The sequence below is a fragment of the Pseudomonas sp. P1_F1_2 genome, from assembly GCF_056405815.1.
The window spans coordinates 34787-60244 of the sequence record NZ_JBFUBK010000010.1 but is presented as its reverse complement, the minus strand read 5'-3'; the positions used below and the strand labels follow the sequence as shown (position 1 = coordinate 60244).

Below are 25458 nucleotides of genomic sequence, written 5' to 3'. Positions count from 1 at the left end.
ACTTTACTGCCAGGGAGACCAGTAAAATGCAGGCTCAGCGTGCAGTCATCGCCGCCATCGAACTTCAGCCAGGGATGCCGCTGGTGCAGCAGATCGTCGATCAGCTGACGATGGCGATCAACCAGGGAGGCCTGCCCCATGGGGCCAAACTGCCACCCATTCGCGAGCTCTCGGGCTTGATGAACGTGGGCAAGTCGACAATGGTCGATGCCCTTGACCGGTTGCGCGCCAAGGGACTGGTGGTCTCGCGCCAGGGTTCCGGGCATTACGTTCAGCGAGCCATCAATCCGCCGTCTGCGGTTGCCGGTCCGGACTTGCAACCTCAGGACACGCTCAGCCGGGTCCGCCGTGCACTGTTGCTGGAAAACGGTGCGCTGCGTCCCGGCTGCGGATTCCTCCCCGCCTCCTGGTTGCCCGCCGAAGAACTGCTCAAAGCCGTACGCGCGACACTTCGCGCGACGACGCTGCGCATGGGCGAGTACGGTGAAGTGGGCGGTTATCTGCCGTTGCGCGAGGCATTACGGGTCAAGTTGTCGACCGTCGGTATCGAGGCACCGGTGGAACAAATCATCACCACTTCCAACACCGTGCAGGCGATCGACCTGCTGATGCGCCTGTTGATAAAGCCTGGCGATACGGTAGTACTCGACGACCCGTGTTACTTCAACATGCACGCCAATCTGGCGTTGCACGGCGCCAAGGTCATCACCATTGCCCGCGATTGCGATGGCCTGGACCTTGAGGCGTTCGAGCAATTGCTGATTGCCCATCGCCCCGTGCTGTATATGACCAACAGCACGCTGCATAACCCGACCGGCCACTCGTTCACCGCCGCCCAGGTTTATCGCCTGCTGGAACTGAGTCACCGCTATGGTTTTCATATCGTCGAAGATGACTTGTATGGCGACATCCAGCAGAAACGCACACCGCGCCTGGCCGCGGGCGGGCTGGACACGGTCAGTTACGTCTCCGGTTTTTCCAAGACCCTGACCGCCAACAGCCGTGTCAGCTACACCGTGTTGTCGCGGCCCTTGGCGGCCCGGATGATTGCTTTGAAAATGGCCTGCGGCGGCGTGACCTCGGAACTCGCGGAGCAGATCACCTGCTCCATGCTCAACAATGGAAGCTTCGCCAAACACACCCGCCGCACCGTCGACCGCCTCTACGAATCCAGCAGCCGTGTGGCGCGCTGGCTGGTGGAGGCCGGGTGCTCGGTATCGTCGCTACCGGGTGAAGGGTTGTTTATCTGGACCCGCTTGCCCGAAGGTTTCCACGCTGAAACCCTGGCCAGCAAAGGCCTCGACATTGACCTGGTGCTGGCGCCCGGCACCTTGCTGAGCAAAGCGGCCGATGCCAGCAGCTTCCTGCGTTTCAATGTCGCGCACAGCGATAACACCCAGGTGCGCGAGCGGTTTTTCCGGTTGCTTGATCGCTGAGTTTTTCTGTTTGCCCCCCAACAAAAAGCCCCGCACTTCTCTCGAAGGCGGGGCTTTTGTTTACAGCATCCGACGCTTAAGGCGCGTACGTCAGCAGCAACTCGGTCGGCACTTTGAAGTCCAGGGACATCATCACGCTCAACGCGGTAATGGTGAAGATCGAGAACACGAACAGCTTGCGTGCCCAGACCGTGTCATCCACTGCCTTGTAGCCGGTCCAGGCCATGTACAACCAGTACATGCCCATGGCCGCGGCGACGGCGAGGTAGCTCATGCCGGCGTAGCCGCTGAAGGTCAGCATCAAGGTCGCCACGAGGAAGGCCAGGATGTAGATCAGGATGTGCTTCTTGGCCACCTGGATCCCGCGCTTCACTGGCAGCACCGGAATCGATGCGGCCAGGTAATCGTTGAAGCGGAAAATCGCGATGGCATAGGAATGCGGCATCTGCCACAGGCTGAACATCACCAGCAGGGTCAGTGCGGCCATGTCGAAGCTGTTGGTCACAGCGACGTAGCCAATCACCGGCGGCATGGCGCCCGACAGACTGCCCACCAGCGTGCCGTGAACCGACTTGCGCTTGAGGTACAGGCTGTAGAAGCCGACGTAGATGATGAAACCGATCACCGCGAACAGCGCGGCCAACGGGTTCGCCACCTTGTACAACAATGCGACGCCGGCAACACCCAGGACGGTCGCAAAGGCCAGGGCCAGTTTCAGGGAGATCAAGCCCTGGACCAGCACCCGGTTCTTGGTGCGTTCCATCTTCAGGTCGATGTCGCGGTCGATGCAGTTGTTGAACACGCAACCCGAAGCCACCACCAGGGACGTGCCGATCATGGCGGCCAGGAAAATGGCCAGATCGACATGCCCTTTCGAGGCCAGGAAAAATCCGCCCGCCACAGAAAGCACGTTACCGAAAATGATCCCCGGTTTGGTGATTTGGATAAAGTGCTTAAAGGACATCCGGACTTTCCTCAGTGCGCCATCATGACGGTGTGGATGCTGAACATGATCCACAGCGACAAGCCAACCAACAGAACGATTACCAATGCGGCGAAAACAAACGCGATCACGTTGTTACGCTGGGCAGCGGAGCGGTCCAGGTGGAGGAAGTACACCAGGTGAACAAGCACCTGGATAACTGCGAAGACCAGTACGATCCACAGGGTCATGGCTTTCGGCAGCGACGGGTACATCACCAGGCCGAAAGGAATGATCGTCAGGATCACCGACAGGATGAAGCCGATGGCGTACGACTTGACGCTGCCGTGGCTGTCGTCGTGACTGTCGTGGCCATTGTGTGAGTGAGCTGCGTTAGCCATTACAGGGTCCCCATCAGGTAAACAACGGTGAATACGCAGATCCACACCACGTCCAGGAAGTGCCAGAACAGGCTCAGGCAGCTCAGACGGGTTTTGTTGGTCGACGTCAGGCCTTTTTTCTGGACCTGATACATCATGATCGCCATCCAGATCAGACCGCTGGTCACGTGCAGACCGTGGGTGCCGACCAGGGTGAAGAACCCGGACAGGAAGCCGCTGCGGTTAGGACCGTAGCCTTCGGAGATCAGCATGTGGAACTCGTTGATCTCCATGCCGATGAAGCCCAGGCCGAACAGGAAGGTGATGGCCAACCAGCCCAGTACCGCCTTCTTGTTGCCTTTGAACAACGCCAGCATGGCGAAGCCGTAGGTGATCGAGCTGAGCAACAGGCAGGCGGTTTCGCCCAGCACGTATGGCAGCTCGAAGATGTCGTGGCCCGACGGGCCACCCGCTACGTTGTTAACCAGTACCGCGTACACCGCGAAGATCGACGCAAACAAGATGCAGTCGGTCATCAGGTAGAGCCAGAAACCGAATACGGTCATCTCGCCCGAGTCGTGGTGATGGTCATCGTGCCCATGTCCATCGACATGGGTGTGTCCAGCATTGGTCACTAAGTTCGACATGGTTTAAGCCTGTTCCAACGAGGTTTCAACACGGGTGGCAGTGGCCGGGATTTTCCCGGCGGCTACCAGACGCTTGTGCTGCTCGGCTTCGGTGCGCTCGATCACGTCGACCGGCACCATATAGCCCTGGTCATCACGGGCAGCATGGATAACGAAGTAGATCACGGTACCGGCGAGGCCGAAGATGGCCATCCACCAGATGTGCCAGATCATCGCGAAACCGAACACGGTCAACAGAGCACCCATGACCAGGCCGGTCGCGGTGTTGTTTGGCATGTGGATCGGCTCGTACTTGGCCGGGGCCTTGTACGCAGTACCGTTTTCCTTGGCCTCGGTGAACGGGTCGATGCAGTCGGCTTTCGGCAGAACGGCAAAGTTGTAGAACGGTGGTGGCGACGAAGTCGACCATTCCAGCGTGTGGGCATTCCACGGGTCACCGTGTTCGCACATGTTTTCCGGCTTGTTACGGTCACGGACACTGACGTACAGCTGGATCAACTGGCAGGCAATACCGACAGCGATCAGGATCGCGCCAAACATTGCAACGTGCAGGTAAGGCGTCCACTCAGGGTTGGTGGTGCTGTTCAGACGACGGGTCATGCCCATGAAGCCCAATACATAGAGCGGCATGAACGCGACGAAGAAGCCCGAGATCCAGAACCAGAACGCTGCCTTGCCCCAACCTTCGTGCAGCTTGAAGCCGAACGCTTTAGGGAAGTAGAAGCCGAAGCCTGCGATGTAGCCGAATACTGCGCCGCCGATGATCACGTTATGGAAGTGAGCAATAACGAACAGGCTGTTGTGCAGAACGAAGTCAGCACCCGGAATGGCCAGCAGTACGCCGGTCATGCCGCCGATGGCGAAGGTCACCATGAAGCCCAGGGTCCACAGCACCTGGCTGGTCATGCGCAGACGGCCCTGGTAGATGGTGAACAGCCAGTTGAATAGCTTCACACCCGTCGGGATGGAAATCAGCATCGTCGCCAGACCGAAGAAGGCGTTGACGCTGGCACCCGAACCCATGGTGAAGAAGTGGTGCAGCCAAACCATAAAGCCCAGGATCGAGATCGCGCCCGAGGCGTAGATCATCGAGTGGTGACCGAACAGCTTCTTGCCGGAGAAGGCCGAGATGACTTCGGAGAAGATCCCGAATGCCGGCAGAATCAGGATGTAAACCTCGGGGTGGCCCCAGGCCCAGAACAGGTTGACGTACATCATCGGATTGCCACCAAGTTCATTGGTGAAAATGTGGAAATCCATGTAACGGTCAAGCGTCAGCAGTGCCAGGGTAGCGGTCAGGATCGGGAAGGAAGCGACGATCAGTACGTTGGCCCAGGTGCAGGTCCAGGTGAAGATCGGCATGTCCATCATTTTCATGCCCGGGGTACGCATTTTCAGCACGGTGGCCAGGAAGTTGACCCCGGTCAGCGTCGTACCTAGCCCGGATAGCTGTAGCGCCCAGATGTAGTAGTCCACACCCACGCCAGGGCTGTAGCCCAGTTCCGACAGCGGTGGATACGCAACCCAACCGGTACGGGCGAATTCGCCGACACCCAGGGACACGTTAACCAGCACAACGCCGGAGACCAGCAGCCAGAAGCTCAGGGAGTTCAGGAACGGGTAGGCAACGTCACGGGCGCCGATCTGCAGCGGCACTGCAAGGTTCATCAGGCCGGTGAAGAATGGCATCGCCATGAAGATGATCATGATCACACCGTGAGCGGTGAAGATCTGGTCATAGTGTTCAGGTGGCAGGTAGCCAGGCGAACCTTCAGTGGCCAGGGCCAGCTGGGAACGCATCATGATGGCGTCGGCAAAACCACGCAGCAGCATGATCATGGCCACGACGATGTACATCACGCCGATTTTCTTGTGGTCGACCGATGTCAGCCACTCGGACCACAGGTAGGTCCACTTCTTGAAATAGGTGATTGCAGCGAACACGCCCAGACCGCCGAGCGCGATCATGGCGATGGTCACCATCACGATCGGCTCGTGGAACGGGACCGCTTCCCAACTTAATTTACCAAACATCGTTTACTCCTCTGCCCCGGCAGCTGAATGCGAACTCATGTCCATCCCTTCCATCTGGGCCACTTCTTTCTCTTTCTTCTCGTGGTCCACTTTCGGACCCGGTTTCATGCCTTCGTACTTGTCGACGATGGTCTGGAACAGGTTCGGCGTGAACGAGGAGTAGAGCTCTACTGGATTGTTCTGGCTTGGTTTGGAAAGGGCTTCGTATTCAGCTTTTTCAAGCTGTTTAGGTGCCTTCTTGACATCACTGACCCAGGCATCGAAATCAGCCTGAGAGGTGGCGATTGCTTTGAACTTCATGCCGGTGAAACCCGCGCCGCTGTAGTTGGCGGAGATACCGTCGAATTCAGCGTTCTGGTTGGCGATCAGGTGCAGTTTGGTCTGCATGCCCGCCATCGCGTAGATCTGGCCGCCCAGGCCCGGAATGAAGAACGAGTTCATCACGGTGTCGGAGGTGATCTGGAAATTGATTGGCGTGTTGGCCGGGAAGACGATCTTGTTGACCGTGGCAATGCCTTGTTCCGGGTAGATGAACAGCCACTTCCAGTCCATCGAGACCACTTGAATGGTGACCGGCTTGACGTCGGATTCCAGTGGTTTGTACGGGTCCAGTGCGTGGGTCGACTTGTAGGTGACATAACCCAGGGCAATGATGATCAGCACTGGAATGGCCCACACCGCGATTTCAATCTTGGTGGAGTGCGACCACTTCGGCGTGTAGACGGCGTCGGTGTTGGAGGCGCGATATTTCCAGGCGAACAGGAAGGTCATGACGATGACCGGTACCACGACAAGAAGCATCAGCAGCGTTGCGGTGATGATCAGGTTTCGCTCATCCAGGCCCACCTGGCCCTTGGGATCGAGCAAGGTCATGTTGCAGCCTGACAGCAACAACGTGCCAATCAGCGGCAATAAGCCTAGTAGTCTGGGGTACCTGTTTTTACTCATCTCACGACCTCTAAAGCAGCTTGCGCAATGCAGTTGGGTTTTGATCGCCAACACTTCACCCTGCCAAGGGTTGGCATTTTTCTTGGATTGAATAAGGGCTGCCCGTCGCGCGTCAGACGCTGCTCGACAAATCCTGGGCCAGCGGTAAGTTCTTATTCGAATTCGTGGTCAAAGGCCTTGTTACAGACCAATTCCATTTGGTGCGGATAGTTGGAAGGCTCCGACACCGGGGAGTCGCATGAAGCCTTCAGGCCTCTCGACGCCCTTCTTTCTGCTCAAGCACCTGATTAAGGGTGAGCAGTGCCGGGAATTCAGTGCGGGCGATTGTAGATATGTAACGATTCATAAACCATGTCTCATCCCGAAATAATTTTTATCCATTCCAGCAACAATCATTAACGTATTTCGTAAAAGTCGGGCATGTTATCGAAATTGATTCTCAACAAAAACACCAAAATTAGTAGGTCTATCTCCCGCAGTTCAGACAGCTTCGAGCCCCCTACACCCTCTCCCGAGATTGCCAAAGCCCCCACGTGACAAGGGCTCCGGCAATTCGCCAGCACTTGTTAAAACTGCCTGCCTCATCACTTTCCGGGCGAATTGAATCAGCATCCGGGCAGTCCAATTTTGTTGCCAGACCTTATGCCAATTAATCCTTTTGAAATGCCTTGCGACACTGCCGATGTGACAACATGTCGCACACGTGTCGCACCCCTTCTTGTCGTGCATCAAGGTCTTTCTACCAACCGTCAGAAATGCAAAACGCCCCGGCCCTCTTAACGAGGACCGGGGCGTTTTTTTTGGATGACGCAGCGGTGAAGCGAACTGCCTCAGCGCAGCGTTTTACGGTTACGTGAAGTGAGCAACGGCACCAGCACCACGATCAACACGAACGCCACCAGCGCCCATTGCGCCAGCGACAGGCCGAGGATCGGCGGGTACGGCGTGGAGCAGAAGCCATCGACCTGGAAGCCCAGCGGGAAGATCTTCGCCAGTGGCAAACCATCGACAATCGGTTGCAGCACGTCGATGCCGCAACTGACCGCAGGATAGAACTGGGTGTAGACGTGATGCCCGGCGACCGCGACGCCTGCAATGGCACTGATGACCACCAGCGTCTCGAACACGGTAATGCTGCGACGGGTGCGCATCGCCGCACCGATGAAGGCGAACACCGCGATAAACAACAACGCATAACGCTGGAGGATGCACAGCGGGCATGGCGCCTCGCCCAACACAATTTGCATGTACAGCGCGCCGCCGATCAGCGCCAGGCAGATGATGCCCAGTAACACCAGATAACGCCGTTCGCGTCCCAACCGCATCGATTCCTCGCTCATCGCGTTTCCCTTTTTGATATCAGTTGCCGCCAGTCTACACGCAGGCTCCGTCGTTTGAGAGCCTGCCGCGTGCCGGTGGATTCGGGGGAATAAACGATAAAGCGGTTAAGGAGGGATTAACTTTTAAAGGATTTGTACGGTTCGGAACCGCAGTGCGGCCAATCGCGGGCAAGCCCGCTCCCACAGGAATTGTGCTTGCCCGCAATCTCTCGAACGACACAAAACCTGTGGGAGCGGGCTTACCCGAGATGAAGGCGACTCGGTCTCCCGAGTCGCCCTGACCAGTTACTCCAGCGCCGAGGCCGGGCCAAAGAACTCGTAGCGGCTTTGCTGCTGCGGTACACCCAAGGCCTTGAGGTGACGCTTGATCGCGGCCATGAAGCCTTTAGGCCCAAGGAAGTAAGCATCCAGGTCACGCTGTTCGGGCAACCACTCGCCCAGTTGCTCCTGACTCAACAACCCGACCTTGTGCGCAGCGGCGCTGACGCCGTCATCTTCGGCGTAGCAATAGAAGCGCTTGAGTTGCGGATGACGCTCGGCCAGACCATCGATCCAGTCACGGAAGGCGTGCACGCTGCCGTTGCGCGCGCAGTGGATGAAATGCACCGGGCGCTCGGTGGCCAGCGCGGCTTCGAGCATTGCCAGCGTTGGCGTGATGCCGACACCGCCACTGATCAGCACCAGCGGTTTGTCACTGGCGGCCAGGGTGAATTCGCCCGACGGCGGAAACAGCTCGATGCTCGCACCGACATGCAACTGATCGTGCAAGTGGTTTGACGCGCGCCCACCGGTTTCACGCTTGACGCTGATGCGGTACTGACCGTTGTTCGCCAGTGCCGACAGCGAGTAATTGCGACGGATCTCTTCGCCGTCGAGGATCAGTTTCATGCCGATGTACTGGCCAGGCTCCGCCACAAGAATCGGGCCTTTGTCGGCAGGTTCGAAGTAGAACGAGGTGATTTCAGCGCTTTCCTCGACCTTGGCCGTCACGATGAAATCCCGCGCCCCGCGCCATCCGCCAGGGGCCTGTTCTTTCTGGTCGTAGATGCTGGTTTCAGCGCCGATCAAAATGTCGGCGAGTTGGCCATACGCGGCACCCCAGGCAGCAATCACTTCAGGGGTGGCGATTTCTTCGCCCAGCACTTCGGCGATGGCGCGCAACAGGCAGGATCCGACAATGGGGTAGTGTTCCGGCAGGATTTGCAGGGCCACGTGCTTGTTGATGATCTTGGCCACCAGGTCACCCAACTGGTCGAGCTGGTCGATGTGCCGCGCGTACATCAACACACCGTTGGCCAGCGCGCGCGGTTGATCACCGCTGGCCTGGTGGGCCTGGTTGAACAGCGGGCGGACCTCAGGGTATTCCGAGAGCATCATGCGGTAGAAGTGGGTAATCAGCGCTTCGCCCCCGCTTTCCAGCAGCGGCACGGTGGATTTGACAATGGCACGGTCTTGGACGCTAAGCATTAAGGCGACTCCGGATCTTTGTGTGAGTTTCCTTAGACCCTTCAGTTTCCATGCCAAAACTATAAACCTTATAAAACAACAACTTAAAAACACAGTAGTCATATCGACACACACTGCCTTATAGTCATCCCGACTACATGGAGTCACTATGACTGCAAAATCCTTGCTCACCGCCCTGCTGCCCCTGGTCTCCGACCTGTCTCGCGAATTGCCCGAAGGCGAGCGTTATCGCCGCCTGCTCGAAGCCATGCGCGCCTTGCTCCCTTGCGATGCCGCAGCCCTGCTGCGCCTTGATGGCGATTGGCTGGTGCCCTTGGCCGTCGACGGGTTGAGTACCGACACCCTGGGACGACGCTTCAAAGTCAGCGAACACCCGCGCTTCGAGGCATTGCTCAGCAGCCACGGCCCCACCCGCTTTGCCGCCGACAGCGGCCTGCCGGACCCTTACGACGGGCTGGTCGAAGGCCTCGATGATCATCTGGAAGTCCACGACTGCATGGGATGCCCGCTGTTTATCGACGAGCGCCCATGGGGCTTGCTGACCCTCGATGCCCTCGATCCGGAACAGTTTGAACCCATCGAACTGGACGCCCTGCAAGCCTTTGCCAGCCTCGCTGCGGCCACGGTCAACGCTGCCGAGCGCATCGAGCGCCTGGCCAATCGCGCCGAAGACGAACACCAGCGCGCCGAGGTTTACCGTCAAGCCAGTGGTCAGCAGGACCGCGAGATGATCGGCCAGAGCAAGGCCCACAAGCGTCTGGTGGAAGAAATCAATCTGGTGGGCGGCAGTGACCTGACCGTGTTGATCACCGGCGAAACCGGCGTCGGCAAGGAACTGGTGGCGCAGGCGATTCACGCCGCCTCTGCACGAGCCGACAAACCCATCATCAGCCTCAACTGCGCGGCGCTACCGGACACATTGGTCGAGAGCGAATTGTTCGGTCACGTGCGGGGCGCCTTTACTGGCGCAACAAGTGATCGTCGCGGCAAGTTTGAGCTGGCCAATGGCGGCACGCTGTTTCTCGATGAAGTCGGTGAATTGTCACTGACAGTGCAAGCCAAGCTGTTGCGAGTGCTCCAAAGCGGTCAGTTGCAGCGCCTGGGCTCGGACAAGGAACACCAGGTGGATGTGCGGCTGATCGCGGCCACCAACCGCGACCTGGCCGAAGAAGTGCGCAACGGTCGCTACCGTGCCGACTTTTACCACCGTTTGAGCGTTTACCCCTTGCTGGTACCGGCGCTGCGCGATCGCGGGCGGGACGTGTTGCTGCTCAGTGGCTACTTTCTTGAGCAAAATCGCTCGCGCATGGGCCTCAACAGCCTGCGTTTGAGCAGCGACGCGCAGACCGCATTGCTGGCGTACAACTGGCCAGGGAATGTGCGTGAGCTGGAGCATTTGATTGGTCGAAGCTCACTCAAAGCGCTGGGCAACTGCAAGGACCGCCCGAAGATTCTCAGTTTGAGTGCAGCGGACCTGGACTTGCCCACTGGCAGTGTCGAGGCTATCACCGAGCAACCGGTGGCCAACCCTGTGGTGCTGGTGTCTGGCGATTTGCGTGAAGCCACCGAGAACTATCAACGGCAATTGATCAGTAGTTGCCTGGAGCGGCACCAAGACAACTGGGCCAGCGCGGCCCGTGAGCTAGGCCTGGACCGGGCGAATCTTGGGCGCATGGCCAAGCGGTTGGGGATGAAATAACTCGGTCCCTGTAGCAGCTGCCGAGCCTGCGAGGCTGCGTTCGAGGACGCAGTCCTCGCCAATCCATCGGCTGCGTTGTATCTGATACATCCGGGATTCAGGGTTTACGGCTGCTTCGCAACCGGACGCAGCCTCGCAGGCTCGGCAGCTGCTACAAAGAATGCATTCACCGATGTGCGACGCAAAGCCCCTAAAGCCTGCCCGCTACAAGTCGATAACCCGATATCGGTAGTTGTGGGCGATCCCGCAATCGCCCATCACCTTTTCCACAGAAGGTTTTTATGTCCACCAATAAAGCCCGCGCAGATTCACTTTCGCTTTTGCTGTTCACGTTGCGCAGCGGCAAGCTGATGGCGATCAACCTGCTGAAAGTCAGTGAAATCATCCCTTGCCCGCCGCTGACCCGGCTGCCGGAGTCGCATCCCCACGTTAAAGGCATCGCCACCCTGCGCGGCGCCTCGTTGTCGGTGATCGACCTGAGCCGTGCCATTGGCGAGCGCCCGCTGGAAGATCCGAACGGTGGCTGCCTGATCGTCACCGACGTCAGCCGCTCCAAGCAGGGCCTGCATGTTCAGGCCGTGAGCAAGATCGTCCATTGCCTGACCACCGATATCCGCCCACCGCCCTTTGGTTCCGGCGGCGTGCGCTCGTACATCACCGGCGTGACCTCGGTCGACGGTACGCTGGTGCAAGTGCTGGACATCGAAAAAGTCATCCACGGCATCGCTCCGGCGCAAATCGAATCGGCCCCGACCGAGCTGAGCATGGAAGACGCCGAAGTCTTGGGCAACGCCCGCATTCTGGTGGTCGATGACAGCCAGGTTGCCCTGCAACAATCGGTGCACACCCTGCGCAACCTCGGCCTGCAATGCCACACCGCCCGCAGCGCCAAGGAAGCCATCGACTGCCTGCTCGACCTGCAAGGCACCGCTTCGCAGATCAACCTGATCGTCTCGGACATCGAAATGTCGGAAATGGACGGCTACGCCTTCACCCGCACCCTGCGCGAAACGCCGGACTTCTCGCACCTGTATGTGCTGTTGCACACGTCTTTGGACAGTGCGATGAACAGCGAAAAAGCGCGTTTGGCCGGAGCTAACGCCGTGCTGACCAAATTCTCTTCGCCAGAGCTGACCAAATGCCTGATCGAGGCAGCCAAGGCTGTCGCTGAACAAGGTCATTAACAGGTGGCCGAGGGCTTTTGCTTTTTGATGCGGCGCAACCTCGCGCAAGGTGTGCCGCCGATTACCTGGCCTCAAGGGATAGTCCTCAGCCCCTACCGGCCTGAATTGGCCGAAGCCGTTCATCGCTTGATGGAACAGGGTTATCTCGAAGGTGGCGGCCGCGTGCCAGCGCTGGAACTGTGGCAACAGCGGTTTGAAACCGATCCCGAATACGATCCCTCCTTGTGTTTCATTGCGCTGGATGCCGACGGTGTCGTTGGCGTGTGCCAGTGCTGGACCAGCGCCTTCATCAAGAACCTTGTCGTGCATCCGCGAGCACAAGGCCAAGGGCTTGGCCGCACTTTATTGCTGCACGCGTTCAATGTGTTTCAGCAACGCCGCGAGGGTTTTGTCGACCTGAAGGTATTGGAAGACAACCTTCGAGCGCAGCGTTTGTATGAAAGTGCCGGGATGGTTGTGGTTCGCCGGGAACCTGTCCCGACGTGACAGACTCAGACCTTGGTCAATCACCCCCAAGGATGCCCGAACATGAAAGCCGTCAGCCTGACCTTCCTCTGCCTCAGCGCCCTCGCCTCCCAGGCCCAGGCTTCCAGCCCCGACGCCTGGGCTGCCTACGACAAAGCGGTACTCACCCGTTGCACCAAGGCCAGCAGCCTGAAAAATGCCAAGCCCGTCGGCAACCCTGCGCAATTCGATGATCGGGTCGACTACACCGCCCTCCTGCTGCAAGGCCAATACCCGCAAAAACACATGAAAGGCCAGCAAGGCACTGAACTGTGCCTCTACAACAAAAAGACCAAAACCGCCTACGTGACCGAATGGGACTCGATCCGTCCGACTGCCAAGGCCCAGTGAGTGGCGTACAACTTGCTTCAAGACCGAGCGCTGCGGCGACATTCTGTCGCCACTTCATGCGTTAACAGGCGGTCCGGTAATCCATGAACACAACGTTTTCCTGCGTAGGTTGCGGCAAGTGCTGCAATGACCACCACGTCCCGCTGACGCTGGCGGAAGCCCGGATGTGGGCGGCCGATGGCGGTCAGGTGATCGTGCTCGTCGAGGGTTTCCTGGGGAACGGCCTGGGCCTGCCGGCGCAGCAACGCGAACATGCCGAACGCCGTTCGGTGGTGGTTCGAAGCGGCGCGTCCGAGGCCTATGTGGCGATCACCTTTGCCGCCTACAACGTCGGTCCCTGCCGGAATCTTGACGAAGACAACCTGTGCCGCATTTACCAACGCCGACCGCTGGTGTGCCGCATCTACCCGGCGGAAATCAACCCACACATCATGCTGGATACGGCGACCAAGGACTGCCCGCCCGAGTCGTGGGAACAAGGCCCGGACTTGATCATCGGCGGCGAAATGGTCGATCAGGAACTGAAAGAGCTGATCCTGCGTTCGCGCCAGGCGGATCGTGATGATGTCCAGGCCAAGGACGCGATTTGCGCGTTATTGGGCATTCGCACGACAGCGCTGAAGGGCGATGGATTTACGGCCTATCTGCCAGACATGACGGCATTTGCCAATGTCATCGACCACGTAACAGCACAACCGTTGGCAGCGTCAGGGGCTGACTGGGTGTTTCATGTGTCGGGAGATGAAATTGCCGGGCAAGTGYAGGCGGCAGGTGCGCAACTGGTGACCGAAGCGCCGGTGAACTACGCGTTTATTTCGTTGCGGGCGGCTTGAGAGGCCCGGCTCCAGACGTCGGAGCCACCGCACAACTCCATTGCACAATGGCCCGTCACCGATAGAACTAGCGGGCCGTGACCGCCAGGCATTCCACTTCTACTTTCGCACCCGCAACCAACTGGCCGGCAAACGTCGTACGAGCCGGCAAACGGTCCACCGGGAAGTAACTGCGATACACAGTACTCATGGCGGAAAAATCCTTGATGTCAGCCAGGATGACCGTGCATTTGGCCACTTGGGCCAGGGATGAACCATTGCCTTGCAATGCCGCACGCARGTTCTCCATGGCCTGGGTCGTTTGCGGTCCGATGCCGCCCTTGACCAATTTGCCATCAGCTCCGAGGCCGATCACCCCGGACAGGTAAACCGTGTGCCCCACCTGCACCGCATCGGAAAATGGCAGGCCTTCCTCATTAGGAAAGTAACGGGGTGCATCGGTAGTCACGGGGGGCAAGTAACGCTGGGTTATCGCCTGGTACTGGCCATTTCGCTTGAGACGCTCAAGGGCAGCATTCAGGCTATCGCGCAACGCGGTGTCGTTATTGCGCACCCCCATTGCCACACCGCTGCCCAACATAGGATCGTCGAGCACAGGACCGGCAAAGTCGAATGCCTGTCCTTGAGGCTGGCTCAAAAATGCGTGGGTAATTTCGATCGTGTCCTGCAGGGTTGCGTCGATTTCGCCCGCCTGCAAACTGGCAATCAGTTGATCATTCAAATTGAAACTGCGCACCGTCACCCCGGCCTCACCCAACGGGTTTTGGCGAACGTCTCGCGGCTGGTGCCCGCCAGAACACCGACGCGCTTGCCTTTGAGCGAGACCACCGACGGTTGCAAACCGGAACCTTGACGCGCCACCAGTCGGCTGCTCAACGGGTAAAGGTTCTCGGTGAAGTCGATCCGCTCACGTCGCGCCGCCGTAGCGGTCATCGGCATGATGACGTCGAAACGCCTGGCTTCAAGGGCAGCGATATTGGTGGCGTAAGCCTGGTCGATCCAGACACAGCGGGCATTGAGTTCGGCACACAAGGCGTTGCCCAAATCGATGTTCAACCCGACCAGTTCGCCATTTTCATTACGGCTTTCAAATGGCGGAACCAGGGCTTCGACCCCAAAACGGATCTGTGGGTCAGGTTTAGAAGACACACAACCGGTGGTCAGGAGCACCAGCGACAGGACGGTGAGCGTTTTTAGCAGAGGCATTTCAGTGGCTTCGTCGAGAATTCTTGGAAACGAATCTTCGACGAAGGGTCACCAACCTTCCCAGAGGACAAGTCGCTCATCCTTGTGGGAACTGTCTCGGCATCAGACAGATTTCTTTCCAGCAGAAAACATAACCGAGGGTCAACGCTTACCCATCGAACGACGCGTGCCCGGAGGTGCTGCGCCTGGCGTCTTGGTATGCCCATTCTTCGCGCCATTCTTGTACCAAGGCTGGTTGGCGTTCTTGGCGGCGGCCAATTCACCCGGTTTGAACGGGAACTTGAATGCCGGGATCGCGGCTTTGGTTTCGCTGTCTGCGCTGGAGTCGACGCTGTCTGGCAGGTCTGCCTGGTCGTCGCTCAAAGCGTCGGCAACCGGCGGTTGTGTCGGGGAAGTCATGAAAGCTCCGGGTGGTGCACATAGAGTCGGGCCCGGTCAGCGAGCCGCGAAAGGCGGCAGTATACCTGTGTCGAGAGCTGCAAGCTTCACGCCGCGAGCGAGTCCGTCGGGTTTTGTGTTGACTGAACTGCCGCCATCGCGGGCAAGCCCGGCTCCCACAAGGACCCAACGTATCTGTAGGAGCCGAGCTTGCTCGCGATGAACGATAACGCGGTCAACCTGACCGAACGCCATGCAAGCAAAATCAAGATCCCTCCCAAACTGACAGCGCCGTCAGTTAGCAGTCACCCTCCTGACGGGCTGACAGGGTTATAAAGGAGGGTATAAACCTGAAAACTCCCCCTATCCCTTAGCCCGGCGCCCCACTCGCATGCAAATTCAGAAAAAAACCGCCTTGATCGCCGGTCTGCTTATTGCTTTGGCCGCGTGGGGCACCTGGTATGTCGTCAAGCCCGCCACGGCGAAGCTCGCTGCGCCTGCGGCCATCCCGGTGCGCGTGGTCAACGTTGTTGAAAAAGACGTCCCACGTTATGTCAGCGGCATCGGTTCGGTGCTGTCCTTGCACAGCGTTGTGGTGCGTCCGCAAATTGACGGCATCCTCACCAAAATCCTGGTCAAGGAAGGCCAACTGGTGAACAAAGGGGACTTGCTCGCGACCATCGACGACCGCTCGATCCGCGCCAGCCTCGATCAGACCCGTGCGCAACTGGGTGAAAGCCAGGCTCAATTGGAAGTCGCACAGGTCAACCTCAAGCGGTACAAATTACTGACGGTCGACGATGGGGTTTCCAAGCAGACCTACGACCAGCAACAAGCGCTGGTCAATCAGCTCAAGGCCACGGCGCAAGGCAATCAGGCGTCAATCGACGCCGCTCAGGTGCAACTCTCCTACACACAGATTCGCTCCCCGGTCACCGGGCGCGTCGGTATTCGTACGGTGGATGAAGGCAACTTCCTGCGCATGACCGACGCCCAAGGTCTGTTCACCGTGACCCAGATCGACCCGATCGCCGTCGAGTTCTCCTTGCCGCAGCAAATGCTGCCGACCCTGCAAGGGCTGATCGGCGACCCACAACGCGCACAAGTGAAAGCCTACATCGGCGCCGACACCGACGGTGAAACCGGCAACCTGCTGGGCGAAGGTCACCTGACCCTGATCGATAACCAGATCAACGCCAATACCGGGACCATCCGCGCCAAGGCCGAATTCAACAACCCCGGACAGAAACTCTGGCCCGGCCTGCTGGTAACGGTAAAAATTCAGACAGCCCTGGAGAAAGATGCGCTGGTGGTGCCGCCCACCGTCGTACAGCGGGGCCTCGATCAACATTTCGTGTACCGGGTCAACGGTGACAAAGTTGAAGCCGTCAACGTGCAGGTCGTCGCTCAAGGCAGCGGCCAGGACATCATCAAAGGCGTGAAACAGGGCGATGTGCTGGTCAGTGATGGCCAGTCGCGGCTCAAGCCTGGTTCAACCRTGCAAGTGCTGACCGACCCGCCGCAAGTGGTGCAATCGGAGTCGAAACCATGAAGGGCCACGGCTCAGTCTCGGCCTGGTGCATCGATCATCCGGTCGCCACTATCCTGCTGACCTTTGCTCTGGTGCTGCTCGGCGCCATCGCCTTCCCGCGCCTGCCGATTGCGCCGCTGCCGGAAGCGGAATTCCCGACTATCCAGGTGGCCGCGCAATTGCCCGGCGCCAGCCCGGAAACCATGGCCTCGTCGGTGGCCACGCCGCTTGAAGTGCAATTCAGCGCCATCCCCGGCGTGACGCAAATGACGTCGAGCAGCGCCTTGGGGTCGACCAACCTGACCCTGCAGTTCACCCTCGACAAAAGCATCGACACCGCCGCCCAGGAAGTCCAGGCCGCGATCAACACCGCCGCCGGCAAACTGCCCAAGGACATGCCCACGCTGCCAACCTGGCGCAAGGTCAATCCCGCCGACAGCCCAGTGCTGATCCTCAGCGTCAACTCCACCCAAATGCCCGGCACCGAGCTCAGTGATCTGGTGGAAACCCTGCTCTCCCGTCAGATCAGTCAGATCGATGGCGTAGGCCAAATCAACATTACCGGCCAGCAACGTCCGGCTATCCGGGTTCAAGCGTCGGCGGACAAACTGGCGGCCATTGGCCTGACCCTCGCGGACATTCGCCTGGCGATCCAGAGCACCAGCCTCAACCTGGCCAAAGGTGCGCTGTACGGCGAATCGAGCATTTCGACCCTGTCGACCAACGACCAGCTATTTCACCCCGAGGAATACAGCCAACTCATCGTTTCCTACAAGGACGGCGCCCCGGTTCATCTGAGGGATGTCGCCAAAGTCGTCAACGGCTCGGAAGATGCCTACGTTCAGGCCTGGGCCGGCGACAGGCCGGGGGTGAACCTGGTGATTTCCCGGCAACCGGGCGCGAACATTGTCGAGACCGTGGATCGCATTCAAGCCGCGTTGCCGGCTCTGGAAGCCATGCTCCCCGCCTCGGTGCAGGTCAAGGTACTGGTCGACCGCACCCAGACTATCCGCGCCTCGCTGCATGAAGTGGAAATCACCCTGCTGATCGCGATCATGCTGGTGGTGGCGGTGATGGCGCTGTTCCTGCGCCAGTGGTCGGCGACGCTGATCGTGTCCGCGGTACTGGGCGTTTCGCTGATCGCCAGTTTCGCGCTGATGTACATCATGGGCTTCAGCCTGAACAACCTGACGCTGGTGGCCATCGTGGTGGCCGTGGGGTTTGTAGTCGACGACGCGATTGTGGTGGTGGAGAATATTCACCGGCACCTTGAGGCCGGCGACAGCATGCGCGAGGCGGCGATCAAGGGCGCCGGCGAGATTGGGTTTACCGTGGTCTCGATCAGTTTCTCGCTGGTGGCGGCATTCATTCCGCTGCTGTTCATGGGCGGCGTGGTCGGGCGGTTATTCAAGGAATTCGCCCTGACGGCCACCTCGACCATCATGATTTCGGTGGTGGTGTCGCTGACGCTGGCGCCCACCCTGGCCGCGCTGTTCATGCGTGCGCCGGTGCACCACGCCCACAGCAAACCGACGTTCGGCGAACGCTTGATGGCCGGCTATGAAAAACTGCTACGCCGCGCCCTCGCCCATCAAAAGTTGATGATCGGTGTGTTTGGCCTTTCCCTCTGCCTGGCCATCGCCGGTTACATCTTCATTCCGAAAGGGTTCTTCCCGGTGCAGGACACCGGTTTTGTCCTCGGTACGACCGAAGCCGCCGCCGATATTTCCTACGGCGACATGGTGAAAAAACACCTGGCAATGGCCGAAATCGTCGCGGCGGACCCCGCCGTCGCGGCGTTTTCCCACTCGGTCGGCGTATCGGGCAGTAACCAGACCATCGCCAACGGTCGCTTCTGGATCTCCCTGAAAAAACGCAGCGACCGCGATGTCTCGGCCAGCCAGTTCATCGACCGGATTCGCCCGAAACTGATGAAGGTCCCGGGCATCGTGCTGTACCTGCGAGCCGGGCAAGACATCAACCTCAGCTCCGGCCCGAGCCGCGCCCAGTACCAATACGTACTCAAGAGCAATGACGGCGCGACCCTCAGCACCTGGACCCAACGCCTGACGGAAAAGCTGCGCGGCAACCCTGCGTTTCGCGACATTTCCAACGACCTGCAACTGGGCGGCAGCATCACCCACATCAGCATCGACCGCAGCGCGGCGGCGCGCTTCGGCCTGACCGCCAGTGATGTCGACGAAGCGCTTTACGATGCATTTGGTCAGCGTCAGGTCAATGAATTCCAGACCCAGATCAACCAGTACAACGTGATTCTGGAACTCGACACCCAGCAACGCGGCAAGGCGGAAAGCCTGAACTATTTCTACTTGCGCTCGCCCCTGAGCGGAGAAATGGTGCCGCTGTCGGCACTGGCCAAATTTGACGCCCCCACGGTCGGCCCGCTGTCCATCGCCCACGACGGCATGTTCCCGGCCGCTAACTTGTCGTTCAACCTCGCGCCCGGCGTGGCGTTGGGCGATGCGGTGATCATGCTCAACCAGGCCAAGGTCGACATCGGCATGCCGGCGGCCATGAGCGGTAATTTCCAGGGCGCGGCGCAGGCGTTCCAGAGTTCGCTGGCCAGCCAGCCGTGGCTGATTCTGGCGGCGCTGGTGGCGGTGTACATCATTCTGGGCGTGCTCTACGAGAGCTTCGTTCACCCGCTGACCATCATTTCGACGCTGCCTTCGGCGGGGCTCGGGGCGGTGATCATGCTGTGGATTTGCGGCCAGGACTTTTCGATCATGGCGCTGATCGGGCTGGTGCTGCTGATCGGTATCGTCAAGAAAAACGGCATCCTGATGATCGATTTTGCACTTGATGCCCAGCGCAACCGTGGTTTACCACCGGAAGAGGCGATCTTTCAGGCCTGTATCACGCGGTTCCGGCCGATCATCATGACCACCCTCGCCGCCCTGCTCGGCGCACTGCCGCTGATGCTCGGCTACGGCACCGGCGCCGAACTGCGCCAGCCGCTGGGAATCGCGGTCGTGGGCGGTTTGCTGGTCAGCCAGGCGCTGACGCTGTTCACCACTCCGGTCATATACTTGTGGCTTGAGCGGCTTTTCCACAGGCCCAAACCTTCGCCGGTACCGGCGTTGGCGACCACAGACTGAGGCGGGGTCATGCGCGTTCTGATTATCGAAGACGAAGAAAAAACCGCGGATTATTTACACCGCGGCCTGACGGAACAGGGTTACACCGTGGACCTGGCGCGCGACGGCGTCGAGGGCCTGCACCTGGCGCTGGAAAGCGACTACGCGGTGATCGTCCTCGACGTCATGCTGCCGGGCCTGGACGGCTTCGGCGTGCTACGTGCATTGCGTGCACGCAAGCAAACCCCGGTGATCATGCTCACCGCCCGCGAGCGCGTCGAAGACCGCATCAAGGGCCTGCGCGACGGCGCCGACGATTACCTCGGCAAACCGTTTTCGTTCCTTGAACTGGTGGCACGGCTGCAAGCGCTGACCCGCCGCAGCGGCGGCCACGAACCGGTGCAAGTGAGTATCGCCGACCTGTGGATTGATTTGATCAGCCGCAAGGCCACCCGCGCCGGTACTCGCCTTGATCTGACGGCCAAGGAGTTTTCGCTGCTCAGTGTGCTGGCCCGCCGGCAAGGTGAAATCCTCTCGAAAACAGCGATTGCCGAGATGGTCTGGGACATCAATTTCGACAGCGACGCCAACGTCGTCGAGGTCGCGATCAAGCGCCTGCGGGCCAAACTCGATGGCCCCTTCGACGAGAAATTGCTGCACACGATTCGTGGCATGGGTTATGTGCTGGAGAGCCGTGGTGTCCAGTAACAGCATCGCATTGCGCTTGAGCGGGATGTTCACGCTGGTGGCGCTGTTGGTGTTTTTGTTGATCGGCTGGGCCTTGTACCAGCAGGTCGACAAGGGCTTGGGATTGCTGCCCGAAGCCGAACTGGACGCGCGCTACAGCGTGCTCGAATCCACCGTTGGCCGTTACGGCACGCCCGAACATTGGGTGAAGATCAACAACAAACTCAAGTTGCTGGGCGAGGAAGACAAGCGCATCAGTTTCTGGATTACCAGCGGTGATCCGCACTACGAATACGGCAGCCCGACACCGCAAATCCGCGCCTTTGCCGAAGGGCCGCTGGGCATGCGTGACTTGCAGCTGCCGGACCATCCCTACCCGCTGAAAGTACTGGTGAGCCAGTTCCCGGCCAAGGATCAACGCCCGCCGCTGCGCTTCATGATCGGCATCGACACCGAGACCTTTTACCAGACGCAACATCACCTGCTGATCGCCCTGATCAGCCTGGCGATTGTCGGGGTGTTGCTGGCGTCTGCATTGGGCTATTGGGTCGCACGCATTGGCCTCAAGCCACTGATCAAGCTGTCTCAGGAAGCCCAGCGCCTGGCACCGCCGCTGCGTTCCGGACGGCTGCGATTATCGTCGCTGCCGCCAGAGTTGAATCAGTTCGTCAATTCATTCAACTCCACGCTGGAACGGGTAGAGCAGGCTTACTCGCGGCTGGAGTCGTTCAATGCCGACGTGGCTCATGAACTACGCTCGCCGCTGACCAACCTGATCGGGCAGACCCAAGTGGCGCTCACACGCGGACGCTCTGCCGAACACTATTTCGAAGTGCTGCAATCGAACCTCGAAGAGCTGGAACGCCTGCGCTCGATCATCAACGACATGTTGTTCCTCGCCAGTGCCGATCAGGGCAGCAAGGCCACCAAACTGACGTCCACCTCGCTCGCCAATGAAGTGGCGACGACGCTGGAGTATCTGGATTTCATTCTTGAAGATGCGCAGGTTCAGGTGCAGGTCAGCGGTGATGCGCAGGTGCGAATCGAGATCGCGCATCTGCGCCGGGCGTTGATTAACTTGCTGAGCAACGCGGTGCAACACACCGAACCTGGGCAGGTGATTCAGGTGCGGATCGAGGTCGAAGAGCACCAGGTGAGCATCGGCGTGGCAAACCCGGGTGCACCGATTGCCAGCGAGCATTTGCAGCGCTTGTTCGAGCGTTTTTATCGGGTGGATGCCTCGCGCAGCAACAGTGGCAACAATCACGGCCTGGGGCTGGCGATCGTCAAGGCGATTGCATTGATGCATGGCGGTGATGTGTTTGTGCGCAGTGATCAGGGCATGAATACCTTCGGCATTCACCTTCCCGTTTAATCCTCGCACGGTCCTGTAGCAGCTGGCGAAGCCTGCGTCCGGCTGCGTAGCAGTCGTAAAGTCTGTGTTTGCGGTCTTTCTGAAACACTGCATCGTCTGATTTTACGACTGCTGCGCAGCCGGACGCAGGCTTCGCCAGCTGCTACAGAGGCGGCGTTGGTGTTCTTACTGTTGCTTCAGGCGCAATAGTCCTTTCTTGAATTGGCTCTGTTTCCCGTCGGCCAGGATCCTTATCTTTGCCCGCACCAAACAGCACTTGCCAAGCAAGAAGGTTTAAAAGATGTCCAACATTACGGGTACTGCCAGCGCTTTCGTTTTGTCCTCATTGTTTCTGTCTCCGTTCGCAATCGCGGAAGAGTCGCAGACGTTCGTCACGCAAAATGCCGCACGTGCCGCCGCCTACGATCAGTATCAGAGCGAAATGACGGCCAAGGCTGAAGACGCCGCGCAAACCCCTCAAGCGTCCACTTCTGCGACCCAGCCGCGGGTTGAGAAAGACAGCTGACTCATCGAACGATTCTGTTTCCCTCGACACTTTTCATCGGCTCTTCCCTTTGAAAAGTTGTCTTCAAAGCCGCTGCTATCAGCGGTTTTTTTTCATTGGGGGCTAGCGCAAGTGCGTTCCCGCTCAATGTCTTCTAAGCTTGAATAAGTAAAGGCCAGCGCGTTTTGCTGGCCTTTTTTATGCGCCTCAAACAGACATCAGCCCCATGCCAGTGAGCCACCCCCAACACCTTTCAGGCAAGACCGGTCGGCCTGAGCTCATGGTGATGCTTGGCAGCTTGCTGACGGTGATCGCGATTCTCAGCATCGTTGCCTTTCTGCTGATCCGCGAACACGCCAACGCCCAACAATCCGCCACACGCAGTGCGACCACCATTGCGCAGTTGATCGACGCTGACGTGCTGCGCACCGTCGAGCTCTACGACTTGACCCTGCAAGGCCTGATTGCCGCCTCGCAACGCGAAGACCTGAAACAGGTTTCGCCGCAGATTCGTCACATGGTGCTGTTTGATCGCTCCACCACGGCGCGCTTCAAGGGCGACATTCTGTTGCTGAACCAGCACGGCGAAGTCATTGCCGATTCATCGCTGATCGAGCCCAAGCCCGGTAACTTCGCGGACCGCGACTATTTCCTCGCCCATGCGTTTAACCGCGACACCGGCATGTTCATCAGCCGCCCGTTCAAACCGCGCTGCGACTGCGACGACAGCGAGGAATGGCGGATCAGCTTCAGTCGGCGTATCTCCTCGTCCACGGGCGAGTTTCTGGGTGTTGCCGTGGCGTCGATGCGCCTCGCGTACTTCGAACAGTTATTCAACAGCCTGGACATCGGCAACGACAGCACCCTGAGCATCATCAATGACGACGGTATTCTGCTGGCGCAAAAGCCCCATCTGATCAACGACCCCATCGGCAAGAACTTTGCCGGTCGGCCCAATATCGTGCGCATCCTGCGTGAGGGCGCGGGCAGCTTTGACAGTGTGTCGAGCGTCGATCACCTACAACGCCTGTACACCTTTTCCAGGGTCGGCAACCTGCCATTGACGGTCATCGTCGCGCTCTCCGGCAACGAAGTGTTCGCCACCTGGAAGCGCACTGCGCTGGTGATCAGCGGTGCCACCGGCGTCCTGTGTATCGGCCTGCTCTGGCTGACCTGGCTGCTGTGCCGCGAACTTCGCCTGCGCCATCATGCCGAGCTGGAACTGGCGTTACTGGCCGCCACCGATGCCTTGACCGGTGTCGCCAACCGTCGAACCCTGGATCAAACCCTGCGTCACGAGTGGTTTCGCGCGCAACGCTCCGCAAAACCGCTGTCGGTGATGATGATCGACGCCGACCACTTCAAGGCGTTCAACGATCGACATGGCCACCAGGGCGGCGACGATGCGTTGCGGGCCGTCGCCAAGGTGATCTGCGCCAATGTGCGACGGCCAAGTGATTTGGTGGCGCGGTACGGTGGTGAGGAGTTTTCGGTGATCCTGCCGGAAACGGACACTGCAGGGGCCCGGCAGATCGCTGAAAAAATCCGCACGGCGGTGGAGCAGATGCCATTGGTGGCGGGCGATGAAACACCGATTACTGTCAGCATCGGAATCAGCACCTGGACGACAGAAAAAGAAATCAGCCTGGAACAACTGTTGTTTGTGGCAGACAAGGCGCTGTATCAGGCCAAGGAAGGTGGGCGAAATCGGGTGGTGGCTTCGCAGTAAATCCTGCGTTGCAGCGGAGGGCCTCATCGCGGGCAAGCCCGGCTCCCACAAGTAATGCGTCGGACCTAAATCTGTGCCTCTCCAAATAACCTGTGGGAGCCGGGCTTGCCCGCGATGAGGCCGGAACGAACATCGCATTACTTTCCCAAGGGCATAAAAAAAGGCCACCCGAAGGTAGCCTTTAAAAACTAGAGAGGTTTTTTGCTTACACGGCCGCGACTGGACGCATGTAAGAGATCGGTGCAGTGCTGGCGTCTTCGAAAGTCACGACTTCCCAAGCATCTGTCTGCTCAATCAACTTGCGCAGCAGCTGGTTGTTCAATGCATGTCCGGACTTGAAGCCCTTGAACTCACCAATCAGGCTATTGCCCAGCAGGTAGAGGTCACCAATTGCATCGAGGATCTTGTGCTTCACGAATTCGTCTTCATAGCGAAGGCCGTCTTCGTTCAGTACACCATCCGCGTCGACCACAATAGCGTTTTCAACGCTGCCGCCGAGTGCGAGGTTGTGCTTGCGCAGGTACTCGATGTCACTCATGAAACCAAAGGTACGGGCGCGGCTGACTTCTTTTACGAACGAAGTGCTGGAAAAATCCACGCTTGCACTTTGTGTGCGGTCACGGAAAACCGGGTGATCGAAATCGATCTCGAAGCTCACTTTGAAACCTTCGAAAGGGACGAAAGTGGCGCGCTTGTCGCCATCTTCCACTGTCACTTCACGCAGGATCCGGATGAACTTCTTGGCTGCGTCCTGTTCTTCCAGGCCGGCCGACTGAATCAGGAATACGAAAGGTCCGGCGCTACCATCCATGATCGGTACTTCGGACGCGGAGAGCTCGACGTAGGCGTTATCGATGCCCAGGCCAGCCATGGCCGAGAGCAAGTGCTCCACCGTGTCCACTTTGACGTCACCGTTAACCAGTGTGGTCGACATAGTGGTTTCGCCAACGTTTTCTGCGCGAGCAGGAATCTGCACCACAGGATCGAGGTCAGCACGACAAAACACAATGCCGGTGTCGATAGGCGCGGGCTTGAGGGTCAGGTAAACCTTTTCCCCGGAGTGCAGGCCTACACCTGTGGCACGGATAATATTTTTCAGTGTGCGTTGTTTAATCATGGCTTGGGCCGCTTCAGCGCAAATTGCGAACTGGTATCAACAAAGGCTGGCGATAATAGCAGACCAGACCTTTGCTGAACACCAATCAACTTCATAGCCCTGATACAT

Annotated in this window: 21 protein-coding genes and 1 pseudogene; 12 read left to right on the top strand and 10 right to left on the bottom strand. The window is 58.9% G+C overall.

What is annotated here, in order from left to right; all coding sequences use genetic code 11:
* Nucleotides 1-26 precede the first annotated feature (26 nt).
* Entirely contained in the window at nt 27-1436 is a 1410-nt protein-coding gene (locus tag AC1D2P_RS05000) for an aminotransferase-like domain-containing protein (RefSeq protein ID WP_477757965.1), read from the top strand.
* Between the two features lie 76 nt (nt 1437-1512).
* Here AC1D2P_RS05000 and cyoE read toward each other — a convergent pair whose 3' ends face one another.
* The 7 genes from cyoE to hmpA form a co-directional block, all read right to left on the bottom strand.
* Nucleotides 1513-2400 carry a heme o synthase gene (gene cyoE / locus AC1D2P_RS04995; protein ID WP_046026670.1) on the bottom strand — a complete coding sequence of 296 codons (888 nt, stop codon included), beginning with the start codon at nt 2398-2400 and terminating at the stop codon, nt 1513-1515.
* An 11-nt stretch (nt 2401-2411) separates the two neighbouring features.
* Nucleotides 2412-2759 carry a cytochrome o ubiquinol oxidase subunit IV gene (gene cyoD / locus AC1D2P_RS04990; protein ID WP_046026671.1) on the bottom strand — a complete coding sequence of 116 codons (348 nt, stop codon included), beginning with the start codon at nt 2757-2759 and terminating at the stop codon, nt 2412-2414.
* Nucleotides 2759-3385 carry a cytochrome o ubiquinol oxidase subunit III gene (locus tag AC1D2P_RS04985; protein ID WP_046026672.1) on the bottom strand — a complete coding sequence of 209 codons (627 nt, stop codon included), beginning with the start codon at nt 3383-3385 and terminating at the stop codon, nt 2759-2761. The genes cyoD and AC1D2P_RS04985 overlap by 1 nt, the downstream gene beginning before the upstream one ends.
* Before the next feature lie 3 nt (nt 3386-3388).
* Nucleotides 3389-5419: a cytochrome o ubiquinol oxidase subunit I gene (cyoB, locus tag AC1D2P_RS04980; RefSeq protein ID WP_046026674.1), complete on the bottom strand. Its 2031-nt coding sequence runs from the start codon at nt 5417-5419 to the stop codon at nt 3389-3391.
* A 3-nt stretch (nt 5420-5422) separates the two neighbouring features.
* Nucleotides 5423-6367: a ubiquinol oxidase subunit II gene (cyoA, locus tag AC1D2P_RS04975; RefSeq protein ID WP_046026675.1), complete on the bottom strand. Its 945-nt coding sequence runs from the start codon at nt 6365-6367 to the stop codon at nt 5423-5425.
* A gap of 830 nt (nt 6368-7197) precedes the next feature.
* Nucleotides 7198-7707 (bottom strand): disulfide bond formation protein B, encoded by a 510-nt coding sequence (locus tag AC1D2P_RS04970; protein ID WP_046026676.1) that lies wholly within the window; start codon nt 7705-7707, stop codon nt 7198-7200.
* Between the two features lie 285 nt (nt 7708-7992).
* A complete protein-coding gene (gene hmpA / locus AC1D2P_RS04965) occupies nt 7993-9174 on the bottom strand; it encodes an NO-inducible flavohemoprotein (protein WP_046026677.1) in 1182 nt (393 codons plus the stop codon).
* 148 nt (nt 9175-9322) lie between these two features.
* On the opposite strand from hmpA, the gene norR reads away from it, so the two are divergent.
* From norR to AC1D2P_RS04940, 5 genes are all read left to right on the top strand, one after another.
* A complete protein-coding gene (gene norR / locus AC1D2P_RS04960; protein ID WP_223523200.1) occupies nt 9323-10873 on the top strand; it encodes a nitric oxide reductase transcriptional regulator NorR in 1551 nt (516 codons plus the stop codon).
* A 281-nt stretch (nt 10874-11154) separates the two neighbouring features.
* Nucleotides 11155-12057 (top strand): chemotaxis protein CheV, encoded by a 903-nt coding sequence (locus tag AC1D2P_RS04955; RefSeq protein ID WP_046026679.1) that lies wholly within the window; start codon nt 11155-11157, stop codon nt 12055-12057.
* A gap of 27 nt (nt 12058-12084) precedes the next feature.
* Nucleotides 12085-12543: a GNAT family N-acetyltransferase gene (locus tag AC1D2P_RS04950; protein ID WP_046026737.1), complete on the top strand. Its 459-nt coding sequence runs from the start codon at nt 12085-12087 to the stop codon at nt 12541-12543.
* 42 nt (nt 12544-12585) lie between these two features.
* Nucleotides 12586-12912, top strand: coding sequence for a hypothetical protein (locus tag AC1D2P_RS04945; protein ID WP_109787536.1), 327 nt, complete (start codon nt 12586-12588; stop codon nt 12910-12912).
* An 83-nt stretch (nt 12913-12995) separates the two neighbouring features.
* Nucleotides 12996-13745, top strand: coding sequence for a YkgJ family cysteine cluster protein (locus AC1D2P_RS04940; protein ID WP_477811328.1), 750 nt, complete (start codon nt 12996-12998; stop codon nt 13743-13745).
* 67 nt (nt 13746-13812) lie between these two features.
* Here the strand turns inward: AC1D2P_RS04940 and AC1D2P_RS04935 are convergent.
* Both AC1D2P_RS04935 and AC1D2P_RS04930 read right to left on the bottom strand, forming a co-directional pair.
* Nucleotides 13813-14951: pseudogene (locus AC1D2P_RS04935) on the bottom strand (transporter substrate-binding domain-containing protein).
* A 141-nt stretch (nt 14952-15092) separates the two neighbouring features.
* Complete coding sequence (locus tag AC1D2P_RS04930; protein ID WP_054045524.1) at nt 15093-15350, bottom strand: hypothetical protein; 258 nt, start codon at nt 15348-15350, stop codon at nt 15093-15095.
* A gap of 370 nt (nt 15351-15720) precedes the next feature.
* On the opposite strand from AC1D2P_RS04930, the gene AC1D2P_RS04925 reads away from it, so the two are divergent.
* The 6 genes from AC1D2P_RS04925 to AC1D2P_RS04900 all read left to right on the top strand — a co-directional run bounded on the left by AC1D2P_RS04925 (nt 15721) and on the right by AC1D2P_RS04900 (nt 24233).
* The gene (locus AC1D2P_RS04925) at nt 15721-16881 is read left to right on the top strand and encodes an efflux RND transporter periplasmic adaptor subunit (protein ID WP_477811327.1); all 1161 of its coding nucleotides are present in this window, start codon (nt 15721-15723) and stop codon (nt 16879-16881) included.
* Nucleotides 16878-19979 carry a multidrug efflux RND transporter permease subunit gene (locus AC1D2P_RS04920; RefSeq protein ID WP_223523193.1) on the top strand — a complete coding sequence of 1034 codons (3102 nt, stop codon included), beginning with the start codon at nt 16878-16880 and terminating at the stop codon, nt 19977-19979. The genes AC1D2P_RS04925 and AC1D2P_RS04920 overlap by 4 nt, the downstream gene beginning before the upstream one ends.
* Nucleotides 19980-19988: 9 nt before the next feature.
* On the top strand, nt 19989-20666 hold the full coding sequence (locus AC1D2P_RS04915) for a heavy metal response regulator transcription factor (RefSeq protein WP_007916978.1): 678 nt from the start codon (nt 19989-19991) through the stop codon (nt 20664-20666).
* Nucleotides 20656-22020 carry a heavy metal sensor histidine kinase gene (locus AC1D2P_RS04910; RefSeq protein ID WP_223523192.1) on the top strand — a complete coding sequence of 455 codons (1365 nt, stop codon included), beginning with the start codon at nt 20656-20658 and terminating at the stop codon, nt 22018-22020. The genes AC1D2P_RS04915 and AC1D2P_RS04910 overlap by 11 nt, the downstream gene beginning before the upstream one ends.
* 280 nt (nt 22021-22300) lie before the next feature.
* A complete protein-coding gene (locus tag AC1D2P_RS04905; RefSeq protein WP_046026687.1) occupies nt 22301-22525 on the top strand; it encodes a hypothetical protein in 225 nt (74 codons plus the stop codon).
* Between the two features lie 259 nt (nt 22526-22784).
* Nucleotides 22785-24233, top strand: a complete 1449-nt coding sequence (locus tag AC1D2P_RS04900) for a sensor domain-containing diguanylate cyclase (protein ID WP_177412283.1) — start codon at nt 22785-22787, stop codon at nt 24231-24233.
* A 205-nt stretch (nt 24234-24438) separates the two neighbouring features.
* On the opposite strand, the gene lpxC is transcribed toward AC1D2P_RS04900, so the two are convergent.
* Nucleotides 24439-25350, bottom strand: a complete 912-nt coding sequence (gene lpxC / locus AC1D2P_RS04895) for a UDP-3-O-acyl-N-acetylglucosamine deacetylase (protein ID WP_008060300.1) — start codon at nt 25348-25350, stop codon at nt 24439-24441.
* Between the last annotated feature and the right edge of the window lie 108 nt (nt 25351-25458).

Bases quoted from the DNA above. Each gene is read 5' to 3' on its own strand.
- AC1D2P_RS05000 (WP_477757965.1), top strand. From the start codon at position 27: ATGCAGGCTCAGCGTGCAGTCATCGCCGCCATCGAACTTCAGCCAGGG.
- cyoE (WP_046026670.1), bottom strand. From the start codon at position 2,400: ATGTCCTTTAAGCACTTTATCCAAATCACCAAACCGGGGATCATTTTC.
- cyoD (WP_046026671.1), bottom strand. From the start codon at position 2,759: ATGGCTAACGCAGCTCACTCACACAATGGCCACGACAGTCACGACGAC.
- AC1D2P_RS04985 (WP_046026672.1), bottom strand. From the start codon at position 3,385: ATGTCGAACTTAGTGACCAATGCTGGACACACCCATGTCGATGGACAT.
- cyoB (WP_046026674.1), bottom strand. From the start codon at position 5,419: ATGTTTGGTAAATTAAGTTGGGAAGCGGTCCCGTTCCACGAGCCGATC.
- cyoA (WP_046026675.1), bottom strand. From the start codon at position 6,367: ATGAGTAAAAACAGGTACCCCAGACTACTAGGCTTATTGCCGCTGATT.
- AC1D2P_RS04970 (WP_046026676.1), bottom strand. From the start codon at position 7,707: ATGAGCGAGGAATCGATGCGGTTGGGACGCGAACGGCGTTATCTGGTG.
- hmpA (WP_046026677.1), bottom strand. From the start codon at position 9,174: ATGCTTAGCGTCCAAGACCGTGCCATTGTCAAATCCACCGTGCCGCTG.
- norR (WP_223523200.1), top strand. From the start codon at position 9,323: ATGACTGCAAAATCCTTGCTCACCGCCCTGCTGCCCCTGGTCTCCGAC.
- AC1D2P_RS04955 (WP_046026679.1), top strand. From the start codon at position 11,155: ATGTCCACCAATAAAGCCCGCGCAGATTCACTTTCGCTTTTGCTGTTC.
- AC1D2P_RS04950 (WP_046026737.1), top strand. From the start codon at position 12,085: ATGCGGCGCAACCTCGCGCAAGGTGTGCCGCCGATTACCTGGCCTCAA.
- AC1D2P_RS04945 (WP_109787536.1), top strand. From the start codon at position 12,586: ATGAAAGCCGTCAGCCTGACCTTCCTCTGCCTCAGCGCCCTCGCCTCC.
- AC1D2P_RS04930 (WP_054045524.1), bottom strand. From the start codon at position 15,350: ATGACTTCCCCGACACAACCGCCGGTTGCCGACGCTTTGAGCGACGAC.
- AC1D2P_RS04920 (WP_223523193.1), top strand. From the start codon at position 16,878: ATGAAGGGCCACGGCTCAGTCTCGGCCTGGTGCATCGATCATCCGGTC.
- AC1D2P_RS04915 (WP_007916978.1), top strand. From the start codon at position 19,989: ATGCGCGTTCTGATTATCGAAGACGAAGAAAAAACCGCGGATTATTTA.
- AC1D2P_RS04905 (WP_046026687.1), top strand. From the start codon at position 22,301: ATGTCCAACATTACGGGTACTGCCAGCGCTTTCGTTTTGTCCTCATTG.
- AC1D2P_RS04900 (WP_177412283.1), top strand. From the start codon at position 22,785: ATGGTGATGCTTGGCAGCTTGCTGACGGTGATCGCGATTCTCAGCATC.
- lpxC (WP_008060300.1), bottom strand. From the start codon at position 25,350: ATGATTAAACAACGCACACTGAAAAATATTATCCGTGCCACAGGTGTA.